The organism is Streptomyces sp. A0958, assembly GCF_004795035.1.
Classification (GTDB): Bacteria; Actinomycetota; Actinomycetes; order Streptomycetales; family Streptomycetaceae; genus Streptomyces.
This window is the reverse complement of record NZ_SSBK01000055.1, coordinates 1-26,105: the sequence shown is the minus strand read 5'-3', so window position 1 is coordinate 26,105 and position 26,105 is coordinate 1. Positions and strand designations below refer to the sequence as shown.

17 protein-coding genes and 3 pseudogenes are annotated in these 26,105 nt (G+C 67.1%); 12 read left to right on the top strand and 8 right to left on the bottom strand.

Annotated features, from left to right (window positions below; all coding sequences use genetic code 11):
* Positions 1–129: 129 nt before the first annotated feature.
* The gene (locus E6P78_RS30910) at positions 130–3,504 is read left to right on the top strand and encodes a hypothetical protein (protein WP_136206934.1); all 3,375 of its coding nucleotides are present in this window, start codon (positions 130–132) and stop codon (positions 3,502–3,504) included.
* Positions 3,505–3,575: 71 nt separating this feature from the next.
* Here E6P78_RS30910 and E6P78_RS30905 read toward each other — a convergent pair whose 3' ends face one another.
* Positions 3,576–4,616, bottom strand: a complete 1,041-nt coding sequence (locus E6P78_RS30905; RefSeq protein WP_136206939.1) for an IS30 family transposase — start codon at positions 4,614–4,616, stop codon at positions 3,576–3,578.
* Positions 4,617–5,048: 432 nt separating this feature from the next.
* Entirely contained in the window at positions 5,049–5,660 is a 612-nt protein-coding gene (locus E6P78_RS30900; RefSeq protein WP_136206933.1) for a hypothetical protein, read from the bottom strand.
* 888 nt (positions 5,661–6,548) lie between these two features.
* Here E6P78_RS30900 and ltrA (E6P78_RS30895) point away from each other — a divergent pair.
* The 7 genes and pseudogenes from ltrA (E6P78_RS30895) to E6P78_RS30870 all read left to right on the top strand — a co-directional run bounded on the left by ltrA (E6P78_RS30895) (position 6,549) and on the right by E6P78_RS30870 (position 12,733).
* On the top strand, positions 6,549–7,529 hold the full coding sequence (gene ltrA, locus E6P78_RS30895) for a group II intron reverse transcriptase/maturase (protein ID WP_240799443.1): 981 nt from the start codon (positions 6,549–6,551) through the stop codon (positions 7,527–7,529).
* Positions 7,530–7,681: 152 nt separating this feature from the next.
* Positions 7,682–8,122, top strand: a complete 441-nt coding sequence (locus E6P78_RS30890; protein WP_136206932.1) for a hypothetical protein — start codon at positions 7,682–7,684, stop codon at positions 8,120–8,122.
* Between the two features lie 873 nt (positions 8,123–8,995).
* Positions 8,996–9,517 (top strand): annotated as a pseudogene (locus E6P78_RS34055) (reverse transcriptase domain-containing protein); the annotation flags it as partial.
* Between the two features lie 211 nt (positions 9,518–9,728).
* Positions 9,729–10,112, top strand: coding sequence for a group II intron maturase-specific domain-containing protein (locus E6P78_RS34050; RefSeq protein WP_346765637.1), 384 nt, complete (start codon positions 9,729–9,731; stop codon positions 10,110–10,112).
* Between the two features lie 220 nt (positions 10,113–10,332).
* Complete coding sequence (locus E6P78_RS30880) at positions 10,333–11,208, top strand: hypothetical protein (RefSeq protein ID WP_240799442.1); 876 nt, start codon at positions 10,333–10,335, stop codon at positions 11,206–11,208.
* A 192-nt stretch (positions 11,209–11,400) separates the two neighbouring features.
* A complete protein-coding gene (gene istB / locus E6P78_RS30875) occupies positions 11,401–12,174 on the top strand; it encodes an IS21-like element helper ATPase IstB (protein ID WP_206307971.1) in 774 nt (257 codons plus the stop codon).
* Positions 12,175–12,346: 172 nt separating this feature from the next.
* Positions 12,347–12,733, top strand: a complete 387-nt coding sequence (locus E6P78_RS30870) for a group II intron maturase-specific domain-containing protein (protein WP_206307970.1) — start codon at positions 12,347–12,349, stop codon at positions 12,731–12,733.
* A 64-nt stretch (positions 12,734–12,797) separates the two neighbouring features.
* Here E6P78_RS30870 and E6P78_RS30865 read toward each other — a convergent pair whose 3' ends face one another.
* Positions 12,798–14,363: an IS4 family transposase gene (locus E6P78_RS30865; RefSeq protein ID WP_168712748.1), complete on the bottom strand. Its 1,566-nt coding sequence runs from the start codon at positions 14,361–14,363 to the stop codon at positions 12,798–12,800.
* Between the two features lie 321 nt (positions 14,364–14,684).
* Here E6P78_RS30865 and E6P78_RS30860 point away from each other — a divergent pair.
* Both E6P78_RS30860 and ltrA (E6P78_RS30855) read left to right on the top strand, forming a co-directional pair.
* Positions 14,685–16,050: pseudogene (locus E6P78_RS30860) on the top strand (IS1380 family transposase).
* Between the two features lie 47 nt (positions 16,051–16,097).
* Complete coding sequence (ltrA, locus tag E6P78_RS30855; RefSeq protein ID WP_346765636.1) at positions 16,098–17,321, top strand: group II intron reverse transcriptase/maturase; 1,224 nt, start codon at positions 16,098–16,100, stop codon at positions 17,319–17,321.
* 130 nt (positions 17,322–17,451) lie between these two features.
* Here ltrA (E6P78_RS30855) and E6P78_RS33750 read toward each other — a convergent pair.
* Positions 17,452–18,302, bottom strand: a pseudogene (locus tag E6P78_RS33750) (IS5 family transposase); the annotation flags it as partial.
* A 1,040-nt stretch (positions 18,303–19,342) separates the two neighbouring features.
* Between E6P78_RS33750 and E6P78_RS30835 the strand changes: the two are divergent.
* On the top strand, positions 19,343–19,885 hold the full coding sequence (locus E6P78_RS30835) for a hypothetical protein (RefSeq protein ID WP_136206926.1): 543 nt from the start codon (positions 19,343–19,345) through the stop codon (positions 19,883–19,885).
* A gap of 234 nt (positions 19,886–20,119) precedes the next feature.
* On the opposite strand, the gene E6P78_RS30830 is transcribed toward E6P78_RS30835, so the two are convergent.
* The 4 genes from E6P78_RS30830 to E6P78_RS30815 form a co-directional block, all read right to left on the bottom strand.
* Positions 20,120–20,446 carry a DUF4259 domain-containing protein gene (locus E6P78_RS30830; protein ID WP_136206925.1) on the bottom strand — a complete coding sequence of 109 codons (327 nt, stop codon included), beginning with the start codon at positions 20,444–20,446 and terminating at the stop codon, positions 20,120–20,122.
* Positions 20,447–20,654: 208 nt separating this feature from the next.
* Entirely contained in the window at positions 20,655–20,951 is a 297-nt protein-coding gene (locus tag E6P78_RS30825) for a DUF6207 family protein (RefSeq protein ID WP_240799441.1), read from the bottom strand.
* Positions 20,952–21,056: 105 nt separating this feature from the next.
* Entirely contained in the window at positions 21,057–23,156 is a 2,100-nt protein-coding gene (locus E6P78_RS30820; RefSeq protein WP_240799440.1) for a HEAT repeat domain-containing protein, read from the bottom strand.
* A 163-nt stretch (positions 23,157–23,319) separates the two neighbouring features.
* Entirely contained in the window at positions 23,320–24,489 is a 1,170-nt protein-coding gene (locus E6P78_RS30815; protein WP_136206923.1) for a transposase, read from the bottom strand.
* Between the two features lie 320 nt (positions 24,490–24,809).
* Between E6P78_RS30815 and E6P78_RS30810 the strand changes: the two genes are divergently transcribed.
* The gene (locus tag E6P78_RS30810) at positions 24,810–25,844 is read left to right on the top strand and encodes an IS110 family transposase (RefSeq protein ID WP_168712745.1); all 1,035 of its coding nucleotides are present in this window, start codon (positions 24,810–24,812) and stop codon (positions 25,842–25,844) included.
* The last annotated feature ends 261 nt before the right edge of the window (positions 25,845–26,105 follow it).

The following is a 26,105-nucleotide window of genomic DNA, read 5'->3' as shown; positions in this document are numbered from 1 at the left end:
CTCGATCGCGTCCCGCTTGTACTCATCCGAGTACCGCTTCGTGTACTTGCTTCCCACCTGGCACTACTTCCTCTGGAACCGCTCAGATCCCAGTCTCCAGGTGTCCATGATCAAGGGGAAGCTTCACAGGTGTCTACCCTCGGCGCTGCTCTCACCTCCCACCAGCGGTGGGCCGATGGCAAGGGCACTCTGCTGCAGCCCGGCGAGTCTGGCACTGCTCGTCCCATCGACCTGGACCTCACGCTGCGCGCCTCCGGTAAACGGACAACACTCCGGGCCATCACCCAGAAAGTCTCCTCCCAGCACGCAGCCCAGGGCCGCGCCCTCTCTCCCGGTCTGCGCGTCAGTGTGCCGGAGACCGACACCAAAAAGGCAGCCGCGACCGTCTTCTCCAGTTCCCCGACCGACACGGTCGAGGACGAGCGGACCTGCTCGGTGCCCCGCAACGACCCGGCTAACCAGGCAATGCAGCCAAAGCCCCGACAGGTTGAGTGGGCCGTCGATCAGGCAGTCCAGGGTTATCTGAACACACACATATCCAGGGCCGCCAACTGGAAGAACCTCGGCATGCCGGCCTACTCCCCACAGAGCCTCTTCCTGAACCCTTCGCTGGAGGGCGGCGGCCGGGCCATGGCCCAAGTCCTGCTCGGAGTGACTACGCAGGAATCGAACATGTGGCAGGCTGGCCGTGAGGCTGTACCTGGTGTTACCGCCAACCCGCTCATAGGCAACTTCTACGGCATCGACCTCTACGACGGCGATAGTTCCAATGATTGGGATGTTAACTTCGCTGACGCAGACTGCGGTTACGGCATAACCCAGGTCACCGACCACATGCGGATGGCAGGTCGCGAGGACGGGCATGGAGGGGCCGCCTGGGACTACCAGAAGCAGCGGGCCGCAGCCCTCGACTACACGGCCAACATCTCGGCCGGACTACAGATTTTGGTCTCAAAGTGGAACGAGACCCGCGCCGCCGGCATGATCGCGAACCACGGCACCAGCGGTCGTCCAGAAAACTGGTACTTCGCCCTGTGGGCGTACAACTCGGGTTTTCACCCTGACCAGGGCGATGGCTCCCCCTGGGGTCTGGGCTGGGCCAACAACCCGGCCAACCCCGAATGGGATGCTGGCCGACTGCCCTTCATGGAGAACGCCTCTGGCGGCGAGGATGCCAGTGCGGCGGCTCGCCCTCAGAACTGGCCATACCAGGAGAAAGTCCTAGGCTTTGCCGCCCACCCGCCGTCCTTCCTGGAGTCACCAGGTGTGATGGTGCCTGCCTTCCGACCTTCCAGTTGGAACGGCACGAACGAAAGCGTGTCCACGAAGGGCAGCGCTCTCTACAACCGAGCGCACCTCAAGGCGCCCGAGGACGCATTCTGCGAGCCCACCTCCAACGACTGCTTCCCCGACCGAATCTCCGATGCCGCCAGCAACGCCAGCGGGTCCACCGGTCCGTGCGGGCGCGAGGACTTCATGTGCTGGTGGCACGAGCCCGTCACCTGGAAGACTGACTGCGTTGACACGTGCGGCTATGAGTTCCTGAGGTTCTCCACCAGCATGGCTGAGGAGCCCGACGGCACCGCCTACCCGCCCACCTGCTCTGTCTCGGGCCTGCCCACTGGTGCGCTGATCGTCGACGACGTGCCACAAGGGACTGCCGTCCACCGGCCGGGATGTGACAACAGCGGCTGGACCAACAGCGGGAGCTTCTCCTTCGACTTCGGGAACAACGGCAGTGAGGACGCCTACCCATCCAAGGTCGACCTTCACCAACTCGGCGCCGGATTCGGAGGGCATTTTTGGTTCGGACATACCCGCGCCGACGACGCCAAGGGTAATCGGCTAAAGATCACCGGTACCTGGAAACTGGGCCAAACCCTGGACAAGGATGCCCGAGTTTGGGTCCACCTACCCGATCACGGCGCCCAGACCACCAAGGCCGAATATCAGGTACGGACGAAGAACGGCTGGACAACGAAGACAATCTCCCAGCCCGGTAATGGGAACCGCTGGGTGAACCTGGGATCTTTCAGGACCAGAGGCATAGCACCAGAGGTCAAACTCAGCACAATTACCGCAGATGGCACGGGCGACCAGGACATAGCCTTCGACGCTGTGGCCTTCCAGCCAGGCAATTGGAGCACCGTTCCCGAGCTCATCATTCCGAAAGCAAACGAGAACGCGCCTGACCCGGAGTGGCTAGACACCGACCGGGAAAAGCAGCCGGCGCCCGACGGTATCGTCTCGGCCTCAGCGCGGTCCGCCCTGCCGAAGGAAGCCTGCCGCAGCACCGACCACCCGGGCGTTACGCAGTGCATAACCCTCGACCCGGACATTGACCAATACGCCGACCATGAACAGCAGCGATCCCTCGATCGGGCTGCAGCGCTGGACACCCCACTGGTGTCATGGTGTGACGATGCCGATGTTTCCGGATATACCCTCACCCGCCGCGAAGGATGCAACAAACTGGCCGTTCTGATCAGTTGGGTTGTGGACGGCGAGCCTGCCGGGGTGGCCACCTTCATGGTCCGTCAGGAAATTCTCTTGGAAAACAAGGGGACATGGCGCGAAAAGCTGTTCGTAAATGCTCTGTCCGTGGACGCTGACCTTGGTCCGGTCACCCTGGACTACTGGGACTCGACGTGCAGTCCAAACTGCACCTCGGCTGCCGGAGCGTGGAGCGCTCCGACGGTCTGGGAGCCACTCGTCGACAAGCACACAACGTCGGCCGAACGGACCTTCACCTGGACAACACCAGTCTCGAAGACCTCCGAGGAATTCGACCGAGGAGTCTTTCTCGGGTTCAACGCCGCCGCCCCCACAGCCTCTGGAGCAGTGAAGAGCAAAGACCCGAGCTGGGTGTACTGGCAACAGGTCCGCTGTGACAACAGTGTCAACGTCCCCAACTCGACCGGCTGCATCTTCGCGAAGCATATTCCTATATGGGAAACGAACACGCAGCGCTATCCGGCTGCAGCTGCCTACTACTGGCTACTGCGCGAGGAACTCGCCTCGCACCCGGGCAGCGAGTCCCGCAAGACCCCGATGCATCGACTCGCTAGCCTTGATGCGCAGAAGGCCAATCGCGAAACGATTTGCAGAAAGACTGGCGACGGCAAGTTCATCGTCAACGACAACGCAACTGCGGACTCCAAGGGGCGCGAATGTGACGAGTTCCCCTTCGCGGCCACGAGAGAAAGTGGAGGTCAGTGGCTACCCGTCCTCAACGGCGGAGTTTGCGCGCAGCTGTACGCAAAGCAACAGGATGATGAGACTTGGCGGCTGTTCGACGATGAAACCTACGATCCGCCAACCTGGGGCGAACCGTGCGGGCGGGCAACCATGCCCGGAAAGCAGAACGGTGACGCGGGTAGGGGGCCGGGACTGTCCGGCTTCTACAGAAAGGCTCGTGTTGCTGACGGGGACGCCTTCTACATGAGAGTTCCCGGCGTCGAGGGCTGCAGCCTGACCGACGTCTGCACTATCCGTTCCTCCTGACTGGTACCTCGTAAGAACGCTGGCGGCCCCGCACCACTTGGGTTCCAGTGGTCGTTGCAACACCGCCTGGTTTAGGTGGTGAGTAGATCACGTAGACGCTCGGCTGGGTTTGCCCAGCCGAGCGTTTTGCGTGGGCGGCCGTTGAGTTCCTGGGCGACGTGTTCGAGGTCTTCGGGGCTGTGGACGCTCAGGTCGGTGCCTTTGGGGAAGTACTGGCGCAGGAGTCCGTTGGTGTTCTCGTTGGAGCCGCGTTGCCATGGTGAGGCGGGGTCGCAGAAGTAGACGGGCATGCCGGTGGCCATGGTGAACTGCTTGTGGCGTGCCATCTCGCTGCCCTGGTCCCAGGTGAGGGAGCCGCGCAGGTGTGCGGGCAGGGTCTGGATGGTGGCTACGAGCCCGTCGCGGACGGTTTCGGCGTCGTGGGCTCCGCCCGGGAGGTGGACCAGCATGGTGTAGCGGGTGCTGCGCTCGACCAGGGTGGCGATCGCGGAGCGCCCGCCCGCGCCGATGATCAGGTCGCCTTCCCAGTGACCGGGCACCGCCCGGTCCTCGATCTCGGCGGGGCGGTCGCTGATCATCACCATCGGGTCGATGAACCGGGGCGTGCGCCGTTCGGGGTCCCGGCGTGGTTTGCGGCGGGTCCGGCCGGAGCGGACGGCGGCCTGGACCTCCCGTTTCAGGCCGCCGCGGGCCTGGAAATACAGTGCCTGGTAGATCGTTTCCACGCTCACCCGCATGCTCCGGTCGTCGGGATACTCCTTGCCCAGAGCGTGACAGATCTGCTCCGGCGACCAGCGCCCGCGCAGTCCGTCCTGGACGAAGTGCCGCAAGCGGCCCTCGCGCAGCAGCTTGCGGTCCTTGGGCCGGGGCCTGCGCGCGGCGGCCGCCCGGTGGGCCGCGTAGGGCTGGTAGCCCTCGGTGGCGGAGTTCGCGTCGATCTCTCGCTTGACCGTGCTCGCCGGCCGTCCCAGGGCTCGTCCGATCGCCCGCAGCGACCGCCCGGCCGCGCGGAGATCGCGGATCTTCTCGCGCTCGGCGAGCGTGAGGAACCGTGGGTGCAGCTGCTTCTCCAGGGCCGGCAGGCCCACCGCCGTCGTGGTCACACCGCCCATCGTGACGGTCCCGGTGGTGTAGTCGACACGGCGGCCGTCGGCGTAGGTCCGGGAGTTACTGCTCTTCTTGACGCCCCAGTCCCAGTCCTTGGCCGTGCGCTCGTTCACACCGACCTGCCGCGCTGCCGGCCGGCGTGCGACGCCCGCCGCCCGAAGCCGCTCGTACTCGTCCCGTCCAGGATGCCGGCGCGGCAGACGCACCGAACCCCGCCCCGCCTTCCGAGCCCAACTGAAGGCAGTGTTCGGGTTCACGCCCAGCTCGCGCGCCACCACCGTCACGTTTCCCACGGCATCCAACCGCGCAAGGAAACGCTCCCGCACCCCCGCAAGATCACGTCCAACGCCCACGGTCCTCGCAACTCCCACAGATCGCGGGTGTTGCGAGGGCCGTTAGAACCCAAGCCACGCGGGGCCGCCACGCGCCTCGCGCGGTCAGCCGAAGTAGAGGTCCCAAACGACGTGGGGCAGACCGTCGCCAGAATCCTCGATGCGGGGCGCGGTCTTCACCCCGCTGCCGGTCACGAGCACGGATGTGTTCTGCAGGGCTCCAAGAACCGAGCCGAACATGTGGGACAAGCTGTCCCACCGCTTCGCTCCGACCACCCCGATGGACGGGTCCACCTCTAGGACCGCCCCGTAATTGCCACCAGGCCGGTGATCAACAACGAGTTCGCCGCCGGTGTGATTCCTCGCGACCGGTAGCCACAGCTCGTGCGCCTCCAAACCGACGATGAACTCCTCATCACCGTCGGCGACGGCCCGCTCCACCTCTTCAATCATGCCCGTCAGCCCCTGCACCATTGCAGACACGCCCAGAAGCGGAAAGTCCGAGGGTACGAAGGCACCTGCGGCCGACACCGGATCGCGCTGCGATCCGTCATGGATAGACAACCAGACCAGCACGTCCTCGTGCACCCGAAAGGTCCCCGCTGCCAGGGCGTCAATTTGCGCCGGATCCGCCGGCGGCATCATCTGCCGGAAGTCTCCCGGAGCATGCTCCGCCAACCAGCGATCGAGGTCGGCCAGTATACTGCGTAGATCCACGTGTCGTGTTCCTTTCGCCGGGAAGGTGCCAGGGTACGAACTGCTCGCGGCGGCGGCCCGACGAAACGCAGTCTCCGGGCAGCTGCACGGGTGCGCGAGGCTTGTAGACCAGGCGCCACCTACCGTTAACGACGCGGTCGGCCGGTTCTGTCACGTTCTCCTGCACTTCACTGCCAGCGTACCGCGCGGCCACAGCCGTGTACGTCCCCTTCGACAACGGGCCGAACAGCTGTTCAACATCGTCAGTTCCAACTGCCTCACCCAAGGCTGTCCCGTAAAGGATCTCTAGCCTCGATCTTTCGTACGCCCAGCAGAATTTGGAGGTTGGCCATGTAGGTGGTTGATCGTGGTTCGTAAGCTCGTCGTCGCCTGCCGGTGTGAGTCCGGTTCGGGTAGCTGCCAGGAGGCCCGGTAGCAGGCTGGCGGCGTCGGGGGGAAACGCCCGGCGTCGAAGTCCAGCGTCGAAAGCCCTGTGAAGGGGGAGCAAAGAAGCGGTCCGTAGCATCACGCGAAGTCTGCGGCGTCGTTAGAGGCCTGCTCGTGAGGGTGGGGACAGGGAGAGCCGAGCCCCCGAAATCAGGGCGAAGGCCATGGAAGCGGTGAAGATCCTGGATGGGCAGCCGCGAGGGACTCCCCGGCGTATGGGGCATGGAACGTTTCGAAGGTGACGGCGGGAACTGGGGAGGCCCTCCCTGGCCCGGCAGCCTGCGGCAAGAGTGCTGTCGGAAGCATCGCGACCTATAACCGGGGGTACCCCGGGAAGGGGAAGCGGGTCGGGTGGGCGTCGGAGGCGGCCGTAGTACTGCTTGAGCCGGTCGGACAACACAACCGCCGGTGAGGGAAGGGCCGCTGCTTCGTCGATGTGTACTGCTGAAGTGGAGGGGCCCGGTGAGTGCCCGTGTGGCTAGTCCCGCCGTCGGGGGACGTTCTCCCTCGGATCCGGTCCGTGCCCTCCAGCATGCGCTCTACCGGGCGGCCAAGGCCGATCCCGGACGGCGGTTCCACGCGCTGGGGGACAAGGTCCACCGCAGGGACGTCCTGGCGCGTGCGTGGTCGATGGTGCGTCGTAACGACGGCGCTCCGGGCATCGACTCGGTTTATCTCGGGCAGGTCGAGGAGTACGGGGTTTCCCGGCTTCTCGGCGACCTGGCCGCGGAGTTGAAGGACGGCAGGTGGCAGCCGCTTCCGGCTCGCCGGGTGTTCATTCCCAAACCCGGTACGTCGGAGCAAAGGCCCTTGTCGATTCCGGCGGTCCGCGACCGCATCGTGCAGGCGGCGCTGAAGATCGTGCTCGAACCGGTCTTCGAAGCGGACATGCTGCCGTGCTCTTTCGGGTTCCGGCCCAGGAGGGGCGCACATGATGCCCTCCAGGTCTTGATCGATGAGTCCTGGCGGGGACGGCGATGGGTCGTCGAGACGGACATCGCCAACTGCTTTGAGGCGATTGACCATGAGAAGTTGATGCACGCGGTCGAGGAACGTGTCTGTGATCAGTCCGTTTTGAAGCTTCTGCGCGCAATGCTGCGGGCCGGAGTGATGGAAGACGGGCAGGTCCGCCGGCCGGTCACCGGTACTCCTCAGGGCGGGGTTGTCTCCCCGCTCCTGGCCAATGTCTTTCTGCACCGGATCGATCGGGCGTGGGAGACACGGCAGCACGGGGTACTGGTCCGCTATGCCGATGATGCGGTGGTGATGTGCGCGACCCGCGCGCAGGCCGAAGCTGCTTTGGAGCGGCTGACATGTCTGCTGGCTGATCTCGGTCTGGAACCGAAGGCAGCCAAGACCCGGATCGTCCACCTGGAGGTGGCGGGCGAGGGTGTCGGCGGCCGTGGCAAAGTCCAGGTATGCGGCCAGTCGAGTCCAGGCTGATGGCCACCGGAATTCCCGGTGTATGGCCATGTGACCTGTGGTGTTCCTGATCGCTTCCTTATCTGAAAGACCCCTCCGTCCGGTTTGCTGGTGTTTGCGAAGCATCAGCTACCGGCCGGAGAGGTCCTGTGACGAAGTCTGACAGAGAGATCATGGAAATCCTTGAGGCGTACGACCTGACCGGGACGGTCTGGTCGGCGGCGACCTTGACGGGGCACGACCCGAAGACGGTCAAGAGATACGTCGAGGCCCGCAACGGCGGGCGCAATCCTTATCAGCGAGAGCCGCGGCCGAAGATGATCGACTCGTTCCTGGAGAAGGTCGAGGAGTGGGTCGAGCAGTCGAAGGCGACGATCCGCGCCGACGTGGTCCACGAGAAGCTGGCCAAGATGGGCTACCAGGGCAGCGAGCGCTCGACACGGCGGGCGGTGAACGCGGCGAAGGCCGCGTGGAAGGTGGGCAAGCGCCGCACCTACCGGCCGTGGATTCCCGAGCCGGGCCGGTGGCTGCAGTTCGACGTGCGCCATGAGGCGCTGTGTTTTCGAAGGAGGTGCAAGACCTTCTCGGTCTTCCTGTCGCAGCAGGGGACTTGAAGCTGAGGGCAGTCTGAACCGGGAGGTGCCGGGGAGGGCGGGAAGCAGCCCTGACAACGACGGGATGGGCCGGAACTACCAGACGGCTCGGGTCCGGCTAGCGAGGCGGGTAGGTACAACGCGAGTGAACCAGTGGTCGACCTCCCGAAAGGAATGCCACCGGCTCCAACCTGGTGGATATGGGCCGGGATGCAGTACGCGTCGGCTGGTGTCGTACATGCTGACGACTTCGGGACCGGATGTCTCAGCCGGTCTCGGAGGCCACGGTGAAGGTCTGCGGCGTAATCGTGGCGAGGCTGCCGGGAGAAAGCTGGGTGCCGCCCCCGCCGATCGAAACACAGTGAACATGGGAACCGCTTCATGGCTGCCCAACTACCCACGTCACCAGCGTGGTTGGGGGCAGGTCCACCGTCGGCTGACGGCCGTGGAGCGGGGCGGAGCCTTCGTAGTAGTCCGAGGGCGGGAAAGCCGTCCACATGGCGAAGGAAGGCAGCGAGTCCGCAGTGAGCGGACTGGAAGGGCAGGAGGCCGGTGGTGAATACCGCCGCGCCGTCGCCGGACCCGGATGCGGTCTGGGGGCGGGTACTGAGGATCCAGCGCAAGCTGCATCGATGGGCGACCGAGGACCGGTCGCGCCGATTCGATGATCTGTTCAACCTCGTCTGCGACCCCGCGACGCTTCTGGCGGCGTGGAGTCGAGTGCGGGGCAACAAGGGTGCCCGGACGGCCGGGGTCGACGGCCGGACTGTCAGCAAGATCGAGGGCGGTCAGCTCGTCGAGGTCTACCTCGACGAGCTTCGGGCGTTACTCAAATCCGGTGAATTTCAACCTGTCCCGGTCAGGGAGAGGCTCATCCCCAAGCGCAACGGAAAGATGCGCCGATTGGGCATCCCGACCATCGCGGACCGGGTGGTGCAGGCGGCTCTGAAGATTGTTCTGGAGCCGATCTTCGAGGCGGATTTCGAGCCGTGTTCCTACGGCTTTCGTCCGAACCGGAGAGCGCACGACGCGATCGCCGAGATCCACCACTTCGCCACCAATCGCTACGAATGGGTGCTGGAGGGTGACATCGAGGCGTGCTTCGACGAGATCGATCACACGGCCCTGATGGGCCGAGTGCGTCAACGCGTCGGAGACAAGCGTGTGTTGCGTCTGATCAAGGCGTTCCTGAAGCCCGGGATCCTCTCCGAGGACCAGGTCACCAGGGACACTCGCGCCGGAACACCCCAGGGCGGCATTCTCTCGCCGCTGCTGGCCAACATCGCCCTGTCGGTCCTGGATGAGCACTTCGCCCGGCTCTGGCAGACGACCGGCCGCACATGGGCAGCGAGAGACTGGCATCGCCGCCGCGGCGGAGCAACCTTCAGGTTGATCCGGTACGCGGACGACTTCGTCGTCATGATCAACGGCTCGCGGCACCACGCCGAGGAGCTGCTGGACGAAGTCGCAACGGTGCTGGGGGGGGGTCGGTCTGCGCTTGTCACAGGCCAAGACCTCCATCGCTCACATCGACGAGGGGTTCGACTTCCTCAGCTTCCGCATCCAGCGGCACCGCAAGAGGGGGACGGACAAGCAGTACGTCTACACCTATCCGAGCAAACCGTCGATGCAGGCGGTGCTACGGAAGGTCAAGGCGATCAGCCGACAGAACATCGGGCACTCACTCGACGAACTGCTCACTCAGCTGAACTGGCTGATGAAGGGGTGGGCGAACTACTTCCGGCACTCGGCCGCTTCGGCGAGCCTGAACTACCTGGGCTACTACACGTGGCATCGGGTCTGGCGATGGATTCGCCGAAAGCACCGCCGAGTCCCCTGGAAGCAGCTCAAGCGCCGCTATCAAGGCAATCAGGTCGGTGCGACCTGGTGGCCGGAGCACGACGGGGTGCGGCTGTTCAACCCGGCGAAGGTGGAGATCGTCCGCTACCGATACCGGGGAGCCCGCATCCCGAACCCGTGGAGTGAGAGAGCGCAACCAGCCATCGGATGACCGTCGTTCGGTCTCGTGGAGAGCCGGATGCCGGGCCAACTGGCACGTCCGGTTCGGAGGGCGGTCCGGGGAAACGAGCTGGTCGAAAGGCCAGTACCGCGCCTCGGGCCGACCCTACTGGGGCGAGGGTCCGCGCATCGCGGGGCGTCGGACCTGGCTGTTCTGCGCGTGGCTGTCCTGGTCACGGTTCAGGGTCGTCATCCCGGTCTGGGACTGCACGTTGGGCACGCTGGTGGCCTGCCTGGACACCACGTTGCGCCGGATCGGCGGGGCACCGACATATGTACTGACCGACAACGCGAAGACGGTCACCGTCGAGCACATCGCCGGGATACCAGTGCGTCACCCGCAAATGGTCGCCGCGGGGCGGCACTACGGCTGCCAGGTCGTCAGCTGCGTGCCCTACGACCCCGAGTCCAAAGGCGGCGCCGAGGCCACGGTCCGCATCGCGAAGGCCGACCTGGTGCCCACGGACGCGAACCTGCTGCCCACCTACAACACCTTCGCCGACCTCACGGACGCCTGCCTGACCTGGTGCGATGAGGTGAACTCCCGCAGGCACCGGGCGACGGGGCAGATACCCACGCACCGCCTGGACATCGAACGCACCACCCTGCATGTCCTGCCCGTCGAACCCCTCGCCCTCGCGCTCGGCGAGGAACGCCTCGTCGGATCGGATCGCACGATCAGCTTCAACTCGGTCCGATATTCCACCCCGCCGGGCTATACCGGAGCGAGAGTGTGGTGCCGAGTCGTCGGCGAGGAACTGTCCATCACGGCACGCACCAACTCCGGTGACCTGTCCGAAATCTGGCGCCATCAGCTATCCACTCCCGGCGTTCCGCAGATCATCGACGCGCACTACCCCGACCACCCCGACGGCCGCAGCATCCACCAGCCCAGGCTGCGGCCCCGCTCGGAAGCCGAGATCGCATTCGTGGGCATCGGCCCGGGCGCCGGGCGCTGGCTCAAGGAGGCCGGGCCCGCCGGCGCATCCCGCATCCGCGCCAAGATGGCCCGCGCGGTCGAGCTGGCCACCGTCCTGGGCAGCGACCGCGTCGACCAGGCCCTCGGCCTGGCGGCCACAGCCGGGTGATTCGCCGACGACGACCTGCTGTCGATCCTGGGACACATCGCGGACAGCAAGCCCGCCGGCGAGGTCATCCGCGCGGACGAATCCCACTCCGTTCAGAACGGCACCAGCGGCTGGCAGGCCCTGGGCAGCTAGCCCAACACCCCATCACACAACGCATTCTGGCTACACGTCAGACACGAGAACGGTTCCCCCGTGAGTTTCCCCAACCCACCCGCTCTCCCCGAGGAACTCGACAAGCTCATGCGCCGCATGCGCCTGCCCTATATGCGCAAGGCCGCCCCCGACGTCCTGGCCACCGCCCGTGCTCAGCGCTGGGATCCCGCCGAGGTCCTGCGGCTGTTGATAACCGAGGAGGTCACCGGCCGCGACGCGGCCACCCGGCGTCTGCGACGCCACTCGGCGAACTTCCCCACCGGCAAGACCCTGGGCTCCTGGCGGGCCGAGGACTCCACCATCCCCGAGCCCACCCAGAACTCCCTGACCACCCTGGAGTGGATCGGCCGAGCCGAGAATTTGGTGATCGCCGGACCGTCGGGGACGGGCAAGAGCCACTTCACCGAGGGCCTGGCCCAGGCCGCGATCGAGAAGGACCTGCGGGTGTCCTGGTTCACCCTGGAGACGCTGAGCGCCGCGATCGGCAAGTCGAAGGTCGACGGGTCCACCGCACGGACCGTCGCTCGGATCTGCCGGGCCGATCTGATCGTGATCGACGATATTGGCCTGCTTCCGGTCGGCGAGGACGCCGCTGAGGCGTTCTACCGGATCATCGATGCCGCCTATGAGCGTCGCTCCATCGCGGTGACCAGCAACATTCACCCCTCGGGCTTCGACACGATCATGCCGAAAACCCTCGCCGGGGCGAGCACCGACCGCCTCATGCACCACGCTCACCTCGTGACCACCACCGGTGACTCGCATCGCCTCGCCGAGGCCCTCGCCGGCAAGGGAGTGGTCCCCTTGAACTGACCCCCACCCCAGGAACACCACTGGCCACACGCCTGGGTTTCTGATGGCCACCAGCCTGGACACCCAACGGCCACCTACCTGGGCATCTCAATGACCGTTGACAGAGGGATTCGATTTCCTCGGCTTCCATCACCGTCTGGTGGCGTCCCGGGCACGCGACGGGAAGCGCCCTGTGACCTTCCTCGCCCGCTGGCCTGCGAGCAAGGCCATGCAGCACGCCCGCGACCGGGTCCGTGAACTTACGGAACGGCGTCGACTGCTGCTGCCTGTCGAAGTGATCGTGCAGGACGTGAACGCGTTCCTGCGTGGATGGGCCGCGTACTTCCGGTTCGGGAACTCGGCCCGGCACTTCGACAAGATCGGGTCCTACGCGCGGATGCGGATGGCGGGATTTCTCGCCAAACGACATCGCCGCAGCCGGGGCTTCGGATGGTCCGTGGTGGCGTTCGCCTCACGAGGCCAGCTGAGTCCGATCGCCTTGCACGGCACCGTCGTTGCACCCAGGCCCTTCCGGGACTGGCGGGACAGGCCGAATGCCGGTGGTGAACGGCGTCGGTGAGCCGTGTGCGGGAGAACCGCATGCACGGTTCGATGTGGCGGGGGCTGGAAACGGGGCGTACGTACTACGTCACCGCGCCAGCCCCCGACCCTACGTGAAGCGGGCTGTCCGGCAGGCGGTCAGGAAAGCAGAAAGTGCCTCTGACCAGCAATGCCGGTGATTTAGCGTGTTCTTGCAGGTCAGGATGGGTGTCTGGTGACTCTGAGCGTGTAGTGGACGCTACTGAGTGTGCGGGGCTGGTCCCGTTTTCTGACCTCGAAGGTGTTCTTGGACGGCTTCTTGATGCGCTGGCACTGCCGGTGGCGTCGGAGCGGAGGAGGGCGGCCAGGAGTTCGGTCACGGCCTCGTGGTGGGCGGTGCTCAGCGTGGTGGTGTCCGCCGCGACCTGGCCGGCGACGGTGAGCCGGGCGAGTTGGACCGTGACGGTGAAGGAGATCCGGTCGGGATCGATGCCGCCGTGGTCTGCTGCTCGCATCTCCAGTGCGCAGAGCGCCTGATAGACGGTGAGCAGGGCATAGATCTCCTGGCAGATCAGTTCGGGTGCCTTGGAGCGCAGGATGAATCCGGCCCCGCGTAGGCGGTTCTTCAGTTCCGCGAACCCGTTTTCGACCTCCCACCGCTGGTGGTAGGCCGATGCGAGCCGGTGGGCCGGGGCGTGGCGGTGGTCCAGGAGGCTGGTGGCCAGCCGGAACGACTCGGTGTGCGGCGGGCCGGCCTGCGGGTGGATGGTCACCGTGTATTCGACGATGCGGATCAGGTGGCCGTCGGGAAGTCCGGCGGGTGGGCGGCGCCGGTAGCGGGCGTCTCCCTGCCGTCGGGTCTCGGCGGGGGTGGGCATGACGGATACGTACGAGCCGTCGGGCAGGACCCACAGCGGAGGCAGGACGAGGTTCTTCTTGATCCTCCACGCCAGGTGGCAGCCGGTTGACTCCACCAGACCCCACAGGGCATGACCGGCGAAATTGCGGTCCGCCAGCAGCAGCATGCCCGGCTGCAGGGAGGCCAGCAGGCGACGGGCGAGCTTGTGTTCGCTGAACCGGGCCACCGAGTCGAAGGCGGCGTCGACGACGGCGTGCGTCCCGCATTCGATCAGGGCCATCAGGCGGACCTGTGGGTGTCCGCTCTGGTTGAGCCCGTCCTTGCCGGTGAACCCGAATTCCGCTGCGTTCGCGGGTGTGTCGGGGACGTCCAGCACGGTGCCGTCCCAGGCGACCAGCCGCAGCCCGAACGCGAACGCACCCGGGGTCCTCACGGTGGCCAGCGGTCCGCACAGCCGCTCGAACAGGGCCTGCAGTGGCTTCTCACCCAGCCGTTGCCTCGCCCGGGTCAGCGCCGAACTCGTCGGCAGCCGCTGCACGGCCAGATTTGGCAGGTGCCGCAGCTTTTCCGTCAGGGTGCGCAGGACCGAAAGGTAGCCCGGCGGGCCCGCACTGTCGGAGCTGCTGAACAGGCACAGGGCTAGGACGAAGTACACCACCGTGCGGGCCGGCAGCAGACGGCGGCGGGCCTCGGTACGGCCGCTGTGCTGCACCACCTCGTCCACCAGCTCAGGAGTGATCTCCTCAGTGAGGACGCCGAGGCGCACGTGCGCGCCGAACCGTTGCCCCGGCGGTGCCGGGATGGGCCCCAACCGGCCTTCGTCGCCTGCAAAGTTGGTGGACGGCGGGCAGGAAATGACACACTGAGCACCCAACGGAGCTCCTTCGCGGACAGTCGGATCTTGGTCGATCTTCTGTCCTACCGGGAGCTCCGTTGCTGCGTCCCGGCCTTCGCGGCAGCGTCACCGGAAGTGACGAACCAGCCGACGCCACCAGGTGACAAACAGGGCTCAACTCACCACCGGCAAGGCTCTGATCAGCACGTACTCGCTAAATCACCGGCATTGCTCTGACCAGCAAGAATGAGGATTGTCGAGGCCCTTGTTCCTGCCACCGCCGGAGGCACTTCCCAGGTGAAGCACTCTATCGGGTCCTACCCCCCGTGTCCGCGTCCAGGACGACGGCCGCCAGGTCGTCTCCCAGGCCGGGTCGCTTCTGCTGGTCGAAACGGTCCGCAAGACCGGTCTTGACCAGGCCATATCCACAGCTCTGGCGCCGTGGCGCAAGCCGCGGGCCGTTCACGATCCCGGCAAGATCCTCCTGGATGTCGCTCTGGCAGTCGCGCTGGGCGGGGACTGCCTCGCGGACGTGGCGATGCTGCGGGCCGAGCCGGCGGTCTTCGGTCCGGTCGCTTCCGACCCGACCGTCTCCCGCCTGATCGACAACCTCGCCGCCTCCGGCGAGAGGGCCCTGCAGGCGATCCAGTCCGCACGCTCCGAAGTCCGCAGTCGTGTCTGGTCGTTGGCCGGTGAGAACGCCCCTGACGCCGACGGACAGGTCACCGTCGACCTCGACGGCGTCCTCGTGATCGCCCACTCCGACAAGCAGGACGCGGCCGCGACCTGGAAGAAGACCTACGGCCACCATCCTCTGACGGCCTTCGTCGACCACGGACCGGGAGGAACCGGCGAGCCCGTCGCCGCCCTCCTCAGACCGGGAAACGCGGGCTCCAACACGGCCGCCGACCACATCACCACCGCCCAGCTCGCCCTGGCCCAGCTGCCGAAGCGCTACCGGCGAGGGCGGCAGACGCTGATCCGCACGGACTCCGCCGGCGGCACCCACGATTTCGTGTCCTGGCTCGCGAAACGAGGACGATGGCTGTCCTACTCGGTCGGCATGACGGTCACCGAAGTGATCCACGAACACGTGCTGAAGGTCCCGGCCCCGGCCTGGACGGCGGCCGTCGAGACCAGCGGTGACGCCCGGGACGGGGCCTGGGTCGCCGAGCTCACCGGCAAGCTGCTGGACGGCTGGCCGAAGGGCATGCGGCTGATCGTCCGAAAGGAACGGCCGCACCCCGGAGCCCAGTTGAGGATCACTGACGCGGACGGCATGCGGATCACGTGCTTCGCGACCAACACCCCTGACCGGCCGATCGCCGAACTCGAGCTCCGTCACCGGCTCCGGGCACGGGCCGAGGACCGGATCCGGGCCGCACGGGCCACCGGCCTGCGCAACCTGCCCCTGCACGACACCGCCCAGAACCGGGTCTGGCTCGAAATCGTCCAGATCGCCCTCGACCTACTGGCCTGGATGCCCATGCTCGCCCTCACCGGCACCGCCAGGCTCTGGGAACCCCGCCGCCTGCGGCTCCGCCTGTTCACCGCGGCCGGACAACTGGTCACCTCCGGCCGCCGACGGATCCTCCGCCTGGCCCGGCACTGGCCCTTCACCGCCGCACTCGAACGGCTCGCACTCCTACCGAACCCCGGCTGACCAGCGGATCCACCCGTCCCTACGACAGCCCCTCACCTCCCGGAGCAGTGGAACCCGGCGCCACCCCGAGACGACACTCGGGCCCTCAACCTGCACGGACTCAACTCACGGCACGAAAACGGGCCACCGACTCCGTCGGCGGCCCGTCACGAAACTTCGAGGCTAAGGCGAATGGCAAGCTTCGTCGTCTCGGGATTCCGACCGTGGCGGACCGAGTGGTCCAGGCGTCCTTGAAACTGGTGCTGGAGCCGGTATTCGAAGCGGATTTCCTCCCGTGTTCCTATGGGTTCCGCCCGAACCGCCGAGCTCACGACGCGATCGCCGAGACCCGCTACCTCGCCAGCCACGGATACGAGTGGGTGGTGGAGGGCGACATCACGGCGTGCTTCGACGAGATCTCGCACGCGGCCCTCATGGAGCGAGTGCGGAATCGAATCGGGGACAAGCGGGTGTTGTCCCTGGTGAAGGCGTTCTTGAAGTCCGGGATCCTGTCCCGCGACGGAGCCTTCACGGACACACGCACCGGGACCCCGCAGGGCGGGATTCTGTCGCCGCTGCTGGCCAACATCGCACTCTCGGTCCTGGACGAGCACATCGCCCAGGGCCTCGGAGGACCAGATGGCACCTCCGAGGATCGGCGCAGGAGACGGCGCCGAGGATTGCCCAACTACCGGCTGGTCCGTTACGCGGATGACTTCCTCGTGCTCGTCTTCGGGCGCCGGGACCATGCCGAGGGACTACGCGACGAGGCCGCAGAGGCATTGAAGCCGATGGGTCTACGCCTGTCGGTGGAGAAGACACATATCACGCACATTGACGAGGGCCTTGATTTTCTCGGATGGCGCATCCAGCGTCACCGGAAACTTGGCACTGATCGGCAGTACATCTACACCTACCCGGCACGGAAGTCAGTGCGTTCCGTCACGAGAAAGGTGAAGGAACTGACCGGACGACAGAACGTCGGCTTGTCGCTGGAGTCCCTGCTCCACCGGCTGAACTCGGTGTTGCGGGGATGGTGCGCGTATTTCCGTCCCGGAGTCTCGAACGTCGCATTCTGTTACCTCAGCCACTACGCGTGGATGAGGGTGACACGATGGATTCGACGCAAGCACCCCGGGATCACTTGGAAACAGCTCCGTCGGCGCTATTACGACGGTGGCTGGTGGCCCGCCACGGAGGAAGCGGAACTGTTCAACCCGGCCAAGGTAAGCACGACCAGATACCGATACCGGGGAAAACTCATACCGGCTCCGTGGCCCACTACGGCATGAGGAACTGAACATCCTGAAACGGGATTTGTGGAGAGCCCGGTGCCCGGAGACGGGCACGCCGGGTTCGGGAGGCGGCTCGGGGAAACCCACTGTTGGAAACACCAGCAGGGCGCCCCGAGTCGACCTCACCCACGGCCCGGTAGTTCTTGAGCTTGTTGATCGCTCGCTCTACGGTGTTGCGCTTCTTGTACAGCTCCTTGTCGAAGCCGGGCGGGCGACCTCCCGCTCGGCCCCGGCCCTTGCGGTGCCCGGCCTGGTCGCACTTCTCGGGGATGACATGCCGGATTCCGCGCTGTCGCAGGTAGCGGCGGGTCCGGCGATTGCTGTACGCCCTGTCCGCACTCACGCTGTCCGGCGTGGTCCGCGGGCGTCCCGGGCCGAGGCGGGGTACCCGGATCCGTTCCAAGACCGGCTCGAACTGGGTACAGTCCGCCCGCTGGCCCGGCGTCAGGAGCAGCGACAGCATGCGGCAGCGCCCGTCGGCGCTCAGATGAACCTTGGTAGTGAAGCCTCCCCGGGAACGGCCGAGCGCCTCACCTCGCGCACCACCTCCGCCAGGCGGATGCACAACCTGTCCCACATCTGGTCGCTCTGGTGTGCCACCACCCGCGCCCCCTTTGACGTGGTGGGAGGCGGGGCTTTGCGGGCGCCAGCCGCATGCTGGTGAGCGCGGATGGACGTCGAGTCCACCGAGATGTCCCAGTCAATACCACCGACAGCATCGGCCTGCGCCTGCACCTGCCGGAGCAGCCGCTCCCAGGTCCCGTCGGCGGACCAACGCCGATGACGCTCGTAGACGGTCTTCCACGGCCCGTATCGTTCCGGCAGGTCACGCCACTGCACTCCGGTCCGCACCCGGTGCAGAATCCCGTTGACCACCTGCCGGTGATCACGCCACCTTCCGCAGCGGTTGTTACCCGCGGGCAGCAGCGGCTCCAGACGTCGCCACTCCGCCTCTGTCAGATCCCCCCGGTCGGTCATACAAGAGCCACCGAACCAGTGGACGGCATGGACACGGTCAGCACCTGCGATGCCACCACGCCAACTCCGGATCTGCCATGGGCTCGTGATGCGTTCGCCGGAGCAGCACCTCATCCAGGCTCTCGACCTGTACCCGGAGCTCGGCAGCGGCGCTCACCGGCAGCATGAGCAGAGCTTCTTGCAGCTTGTCCCGAGCCCAGCCTTCGCCACAGCAGTGACAGGTGAACTCGGCCTCTCCACGACTCCAACGGCGCTTGGTGCCGTGGACGCGGACAGACCACACACTCAGTGCTATCGACACGATGCCTGGGGTCAAACGTTCCCGTTCGAGCGTGCGGACGGCCGCATTCGCGGCTCCCGATAGTCTGGGGACATCGCGATAGCGCCCCCAGGGTCGTCCCCAGCCGCGTACGCGCGGCCGAAGTGAAGCTGGCGTTTTACGCGGCACGGCCCCTTCGGACATCAGTCATAAAAGGCGTCTTCCCACAGTCCAAGATCGGCCGAACAGAACCTAGTAGTCAATAGCCACCACGACGTATAGGCACGCAACGACTGCGATGACGCAGAGCGCGACCAAGACGATCAGTGCGCAGCCCAGTGCCCCTGCCGTCCCAGCGATCGTTGCCCAGCCGAACCGCGTGGCTCGTTCAGCCCGTTGTACTGCGTCGTGGTACTCACTGTCGTCGTCATACCAGCCGCGATTGGTCATGGTCCCCCCGGTCGAACCCTACAACTCGGATTCGACGGCTCGGGTTCCGACAGGGATGGCATGATCGGCCGGACAGCTCCTAAGCCACTTCCGCCCGGCCGGGTTCACCGGTGAGCAGTGCGGCGGGGAGGCTGTGCCCCAGGGGCTGCCGCCCGCCAGGGCTCACCCGTGCCGTCAGCTTCACCCCCGGCCCGGGCGCCCGCCTGGCGGGCCGCCGGCGCGCTTCGGCCCGTCGCGGTGCGGGAAGACAGCCAGACTCCTGGCCACAGCCGAGATCTGAACACGGACAATGCACCGGACGAGCAAAGGGACAGGAGAAGGAGAACTGCTGGTGGACACTCCGGGCCGCGGCCGGCTGCTGGTTGTCGACTTCGACTTCTTCTTCCACAACCCCCTGGAAGGGGCCGAGGCCGCACACCGCGGCGACCCCTCACTCTACGACTGGGCCCACGCCGAGACGCCCTTCCTGCAGGAAGAGATCTGGACCTACCGGGCCGAGGACTTCATCCGGGCGGGAACCGGTCTGCCGCGCTGCGAGGGCCTGGACGGCTTCTGGGACCGGTTCATCTTCACCCACCCCCGGCCGCCCCTCTTCTACGCCGACTCCAACGCCCACGCGGGCGCTCTCACCCCCGTCCACTACGCCCTGCCCGGCGAAGCGGCCACGCCCTGGCAGGAGGTGCACCTCTTCGACGCACACCACGACAGCGGCTACCCCCACCACAACGGCCCATCGCTCCAGCGACAGGAGCAGACCGACGCCGTCCTTGCCGCGCCCGAGCCGGACCCCCTCACCAACCCCGCCACACCCCGGACGAACGACACATCACCCCACCCCCAGCCTCCGGTGGGCGAGTACAGACCCCGTCTGTAGACCGGGACCGGCGCAGGCAGCCATCCACGCGCGCCAGGAGCCTCCCCAGCCCCAGCCGCGGGCCAGAGCCACGGAGTTTCGGCTCTGGCTCAACTTCTGTGGTCCGTGACTGTTGGTCACTGATCAGACCTCGAAAAGGGCTTCCCGTTGTGGCGGGATCGGAGGGTCGAGTACGTCGCGGAGGCGGGTGATGTCCTGGCGCCACTTCGGCCAGTTCGCGGCTTCGGCCCACAGCTAGGCGAGTTCAGACCGGTTGGATACCACTTGGTCCAGGGCGTCGACGGCGAGCATTCGAAGGTCTGGAGGCAACTCCGGTAGCGGCTCTGAAGGGCCATAGTTCGAACACGCCGGATCGCCGTCAGGATGCTGGGCGGCGACCAGGGCCGCCGCGCCCACGGCTCGCTCGCTGGCGGAGACACTCAGGAAGTCCGCGGGCCCGGCGGCGCGCTTGAGCACGCCCCGGATCATGGCTTCGCGCTCTTCCAGTGCTGCCTCGTCCAGTTCATCGGCGAAGTCGGCGGCGGTGTCGTTGTCGAAGGGGCCGATGTCCCAGGTGCCCATGTCTCTCCTCGCACGGTCGTCCGGGGATCGTCACACTGGTCACTGACAGTGCGCTCAGGAGGCAAGCAGTACCCGCTTGCGCAGGAGGTTGAAGCCAGCGCGTCCGTACATCTGCCGCGGGCAGACGTGATCGACCGCAACCGCACCGACCCCCGCCGCAAGGAAGCCCTCGCCGATCTGGCAACCGCGCGCAACGCGTGGCGGGACCTCACCGGGCGCCGCCACGTCGAAGTAACCCGACGCCCCTCACCCACCCCCGGCCCCGGAGCGGCGGATGTCCGCGTACACCCGGCCCGTCACACCGGCCCGGCCCCGGCACCCGCTGCACCGGGGCCGGGCCCGAGGTCGCCCAGCGCTCCTCCAACCGGGCCACCACCAGACGGAGTGTGTCCTCGTCGGCCGCGGTGATGTCCAGCGCCACCAGGCAGGGTTCGCTGATGTGCTGCTCGCTGATCTCCTTCATGCCGTCCCTGACGCCCAGCCGATGAGCACGGTTCGCACCCATCTACCCCTTCACCCATCCGGCGGGCGGGGAGCGCGGCTCGGATGCCGGGCAGTAGGCCCGGTCGGCAGGAGGAGGGCGCTGCTGACGTTTCCCGCCGGGGTCTGCTCAGAGGCGGGCCGTGACGGAGCGGCAGGCGGCCAGCAGGTCCTCGTCGTGGGGGATGCTGCGGAAGCGGCCGCTGCGGCGCAGGAGCGTGAGCTCTTCCCGGACCCGGGGGAGGGCCGGCCGGGCGGCCGGCCCCATGCGGTTCAGGCAGGCCAGGACGTGGTTGGACGTCGAGTCGTTCTCCGCCCACGCTCTCAGGAGCGTCTCCACGACGGCGGGCGCCTCGGCGTCGCCGCCGATATCCCACAGGGCGGCCGCGGCGTAGACCCGGGTCCACTCGTAGCCCGCTGTCAGCATCTTCCGCAGACGCGGCAGGGCCGGTGCGGCAGCCGGCCCGATCCGCCCCAGGACGGCGGCTGCCTCGTCGTCCGCGTGGGTGTCAAGAAGCTCAACCAGCCTCGGCACGACGCCGGCCGCGTCACCCTCAAGTTCCCACAGTGCCGCCGTCGCGGCCGCCCGGACGGTGACGTCCTGCGCGTCGGCCAGCGGGCGGACCACATCCAGGGTGAAGGCAGCCTCAGAGCCGAAGGAGGCAAGGGCCTTGAGGGCGGAGGCGGCCGTATGCCACTGCTCCTCACGCACGGCCGCGGTTACGGCGCTGGCCAGCGCCGGTGCAGCCGCGGCGTCACCCAGCTCTCTCAGGGCGGACACCAGAGCATTGGCGCTCATCGACTGCGACGCATCCGAGAAGTCCACCTTCGCCAGGAGCTTCGACAGCCTCGGCGTGAGATCACCGGCTGCCTCACCCAGGTGACCGGCCACCTGCACGGCACGCCAGGCGTCGGTGCCCCCGTCCAGCGCCTCCAGCACACAGTCCAGCGCCCGCAGATCCTCCAGAGACGCCAGCGCCCTGACGGCTTCCTGGTGAGCGCGGCGAACCAGCCGCTCCTGGGCCGCCCACACGCCCGGCCCGTGTTGAGCACGGGCCGCCTCGACGTAGGCGGCGAGGGCCTCCCGGGCCGGCTCGCTTACCGGCACGAGCGCCCCGAGAGCCTCTGCCGCAGCAGCCGAGGTATACGGGTCCTCGGGCAGAAGACACCCCGCGACCAGTACCACCAGGCCGGTGTAATCCCCACGCCACTGGCCGATCAGCTTCCTTGCCATGCGGATCGCGTCGTAACGTACCCCAGGGTCCGCGCTGCACAACTGCTCGGTGAGCAACGCGGTGCGCTCCAGCACACGATTGTCCAACACCGTGTGAAACGACTCCAGCAGGGAGCTCGTCGGCGCGTGAACCCGGCCGTACCGCTCCAGATCCTCGAACGCCGCGGCGACCTGCGGCGGCACCCCCGGTGAAGGCGCCGTGCCCGCGGCAACATCCGGCTCCGCCTCGGCACGACAGGGCGCATCGTCATCCCCGCCGGTCTCCTCCGGCGCGATCTCCCGGATCAGTCCGACCGCCGCCGGCACAACAGCGTCACCGAGCTCCCCCGGAGTGCACCGGACCCGGTGCACGAGAGCAGCGAGCCGCACCTCGGGCACTTGTGCCGTATCACCGGCCAGATCCTCCAGCCAGCCGGCGGCCGCACCGTGCACGGCCGCATCCCGCAGCGCCACCGTAGCCACCGCCCTCACGACGAGCAGCCGCTGCACCATGCCGCTCCCGGGAAGCAGACTGCGCAGGACCTCCAAGGCGCGTGCACCGTCGGCTAGGAAGAGGCCCAGGCCCTCGATTGCGGGCCGCCGCACCTCCTCATCGGGGTGCATCACCCAGCGGACGAAGACCTCGGCGCGCTCACCTATCACCGCCAACGCGTCCATATGGGCTCTGGACTCGGTGCCGTCCGGCGTGAAGTACACCGCTTCGGGATCCCTATCCAGGCACTCTTGGCCGATGCTGAGCAGCAACTCGATGACCGAGCCCCGGTCAGGGGTCGCGGGGCTGTCGGCCATCTCGAACAGGAACGGCAGGCTGGCCGCCGTGCACGGATAGACATCCCCCTGATGGTGCGCCGCACTGTAGAAGTTGCTGAAGGCCTCGTCCCGGACACCGGATTCCGGCGAGACCATCCCTCTCAGCCAGCCCGGAACGTCGCTTGCCGGACCGTAAGCGTGGCCCATCGATGCCCAGTTCACGCTGTCGATTTCGTTGATCTTCATGCGGGGCACTATGCCGAAAGGCACTGACACCACCCGAAGTCGCGCCTGGGCGCAACACATGGAGGAGGGAAGCCCCCTCGCTGGCCAGCGTCCTGCCGGCGGTGGCACACCTCCCCGGCAGGGAAGCAGGGCCGGGGACCCGGCGCTGATGCTCCTATGGGTGTCAAGCGGCTTGGAGCCAGTCGCGGTAGGCGTTGCTGAGGTCGTCATTGCGGCTGAGGCCTCGTTCGAGCCGGGAGATGGCGGTGGGCCAGGTGCCGAAGTGCTGGGCGGCGGCGGTGAGGGTGATGTTCTTGGCTCGTCGTAGGGGCAGCAGGTCATCGATGCCGGGGACGGTGACCGTGGTGGTGAGGCAACGGAAGATCTCCCGGGCGATGGCCCGTTTCAGCAGCCGGATGATCTCCTTCTTCGTCCGTCCGGCAGTGGTCTGCCGGGTGACGTATTCGCGGGTGCGGGGGTCGCCGGCCATACGAGTCAGGGCGATGCGGTGGCGGTTGGTCCGGCCGCTGGAGGCGGGGACCGGGGCAGCCCCGCACAGGGCCGCGAACGATGCTTCGGTTCGCATCCGTTCGGGGTTGCCACCCGCCGTGATCAGCAGCTGTGCGGCGGTGTCGGGGCCGACGCCGTAGGCGGCCCGCAGTCCCGGGTTCTGTGCGGTGACCTCGACGTCCAGGGCCCGGGTAAGCGCCTCGTGTTCGGCGGTCAGTTCCGTGACCCGGCGGGCCAGGCTCTTCAGCGCGGTGAGGACCGCGACGTGGAGGGTGTCGCCGGCCGGCCGCAGCCGGGCGAGGGCCCTGGTGCGGTCGGTGCCCTTGAGGGGCCCGTACTTCGCGCGGATGGTCTCCGGGGCGGTGACCAGGATGTTGCTGATCTGGTTGAGGGCGGCGGTGCGGGCCTTGACGGCGGAGCGGGCGGCGTTGTGCATGGCGCGTATCCCGGCGACGGTGTCGTCCTTGGGGGCGCTGGAGGCCCTCCCTGACAGGGCGGCGCGGGCGGCGGCGTAGGCGTCGATCGGGTCGGACTTGCCGGTGCGGCGCCGCTCGGCCCGGTCGGGCCGGTTGACCTCGACGACCCGGTGCCCGCAGGCGCGGGCGGCACGGGTGAAGCCGGCGCCGTAGGAGGCGGTGCGTTCCACCCCGATCGCGGTCACTGGCCCGTGGGCGGTCAGGAAGGCCATGGCCGCGGCGTATCCGGCGGTAGTAGTGGCGAATTCGGCGTCCGCGAGGTGGCCGCCGTTGTCGCTGATCACAGCGACGTGGATGGTGTCGGCGTGCGAGTCGACCCCGCCGAACACGTTCTGGTCCGCGGTGTCCGCCGCGACTGCTGATGTCATGCTGGTACTGCCTTCCCAAGCCGGAGGTAGGCGCCGGCCGGGTGGCGCAGACAGGACATTGAAGGGGCTTCTGACCAAGCTCCTGACTTGTTCAATTGAGCCCAGATGCTCGGTCTGCAGCCGTAGCGTCCAGGGCGTCGGTCGGCACGGGCCCGCAGTGCTCCTTGCCGCCCTCGGGCTGGCTCACTGATAGCGTGCCGCCGCCGGCCGACACCCGCGCGGTGTGGCTCGACAGAGGCATGAAGGTGACGTAGTGACTTCAAGTCAGGGTGCCCGCCGCACTCCCCTTCCTGTCTCATCGAGTGCAAGGGCAGCAGCCTGTGATCCTGATCGGTGTCGATCCCCACAAGTCGTCCCATACCGCCGTCGCCGTTGACGCTGCAGGCCACCAGGTGGCCCAGCGCCGGTTCGTCGTCAACGCCGGGACTTTCCGCCAGCTGATGCGCTGGTGCGAGCAGTGGCGCGAACGTCGTTTCGCGGTCGAGGGTGCTGGCGGGCTTGGCCGCTCGCTCGCCCAGCAGCTGGCCGCCGCGGGCGAGTACGTGGTCGACGTGCCCTCCACCCTTTCGGCCCGGGCCCGGCTGCTGGCCACCGGCGGAGACCGCAAGACCGACGCCAAGGACGCCCTCCACGTCGCCCAGGTCGCCCTCTTCCGCCATGACCTGCGACCCGTGGTCCAGGAAAACCAGACCACAATCCTGCGGCTGCTGACCGAGCGGCGGGACGACCTTGTCCACGAACGCACCCGCGTCCTCAACCGGCTCCATGCCGTCCTGCGCGATCTCCTGCCCGGCGGGGCACCCACCGGGCTGTCGGCCGACAAGGCCACCGTCCTGATGAAGGGCATCCGGCCGGTCACGGCCACCGACAACTGTCGCCGTGACATAGCCCGTGACCTGCTGGCCGACCTGCGCCGACTGGACCGGCAGGTCAAGGACAACGAAGCCGAAATGCGCGAAGCCGTCGCCGCGACCCGCACCACGCTGACCACCCTCCCCGGCCTGGGCACCGTGCTGGCCGCCAAGGTCATCGGCCACATCGGGGACGTCAGTCGCTTCCCCACCGAGCACCACTTCGCCAGCTACACCGGCAGCGCACCCCTGGATGCCTCCAGCGGAAACAACGTCCGACATCGGCTCAACACCGGCGGCAACCGCGCGCTGAACTCGGTACTGCACACCATCGCCGTCTGCCAGATCCGCGACGGCGGGCGCGGACAGGACTACTACCTCCGCAAGATCAGCGAGGGGAAGACGCCATCCGAAGCCCGCAGGGCCCTCAAACGACGCCTGTCCAACGTGGTCTACCGGATCATGAAACGAGACCAACGAACCCGCCTCGCCCAAGCCGCTTGACACACAGAGGCGCTATCAGGTCATGTTCCGCCCGGCCGGAGCCATCAGAACAGGTCCCGGCAGCCGGACAGAACAGCGGAAAGACAGCCCAGCAGGGCGTCAGTCAGTGGCAGAGCCACGACCACCGGGACCTGAGACGCTGTTGTCTTTCCGGGTCTGACGACTGTGTTTTCGCTGGTCATGGGTAGGGGCGGCGTCGGTGTGGGAGTGCTGGGGTGTCGTTTCGTCGCTCTCGAGGAGGTCGCGAATGCCGTCGGTTGT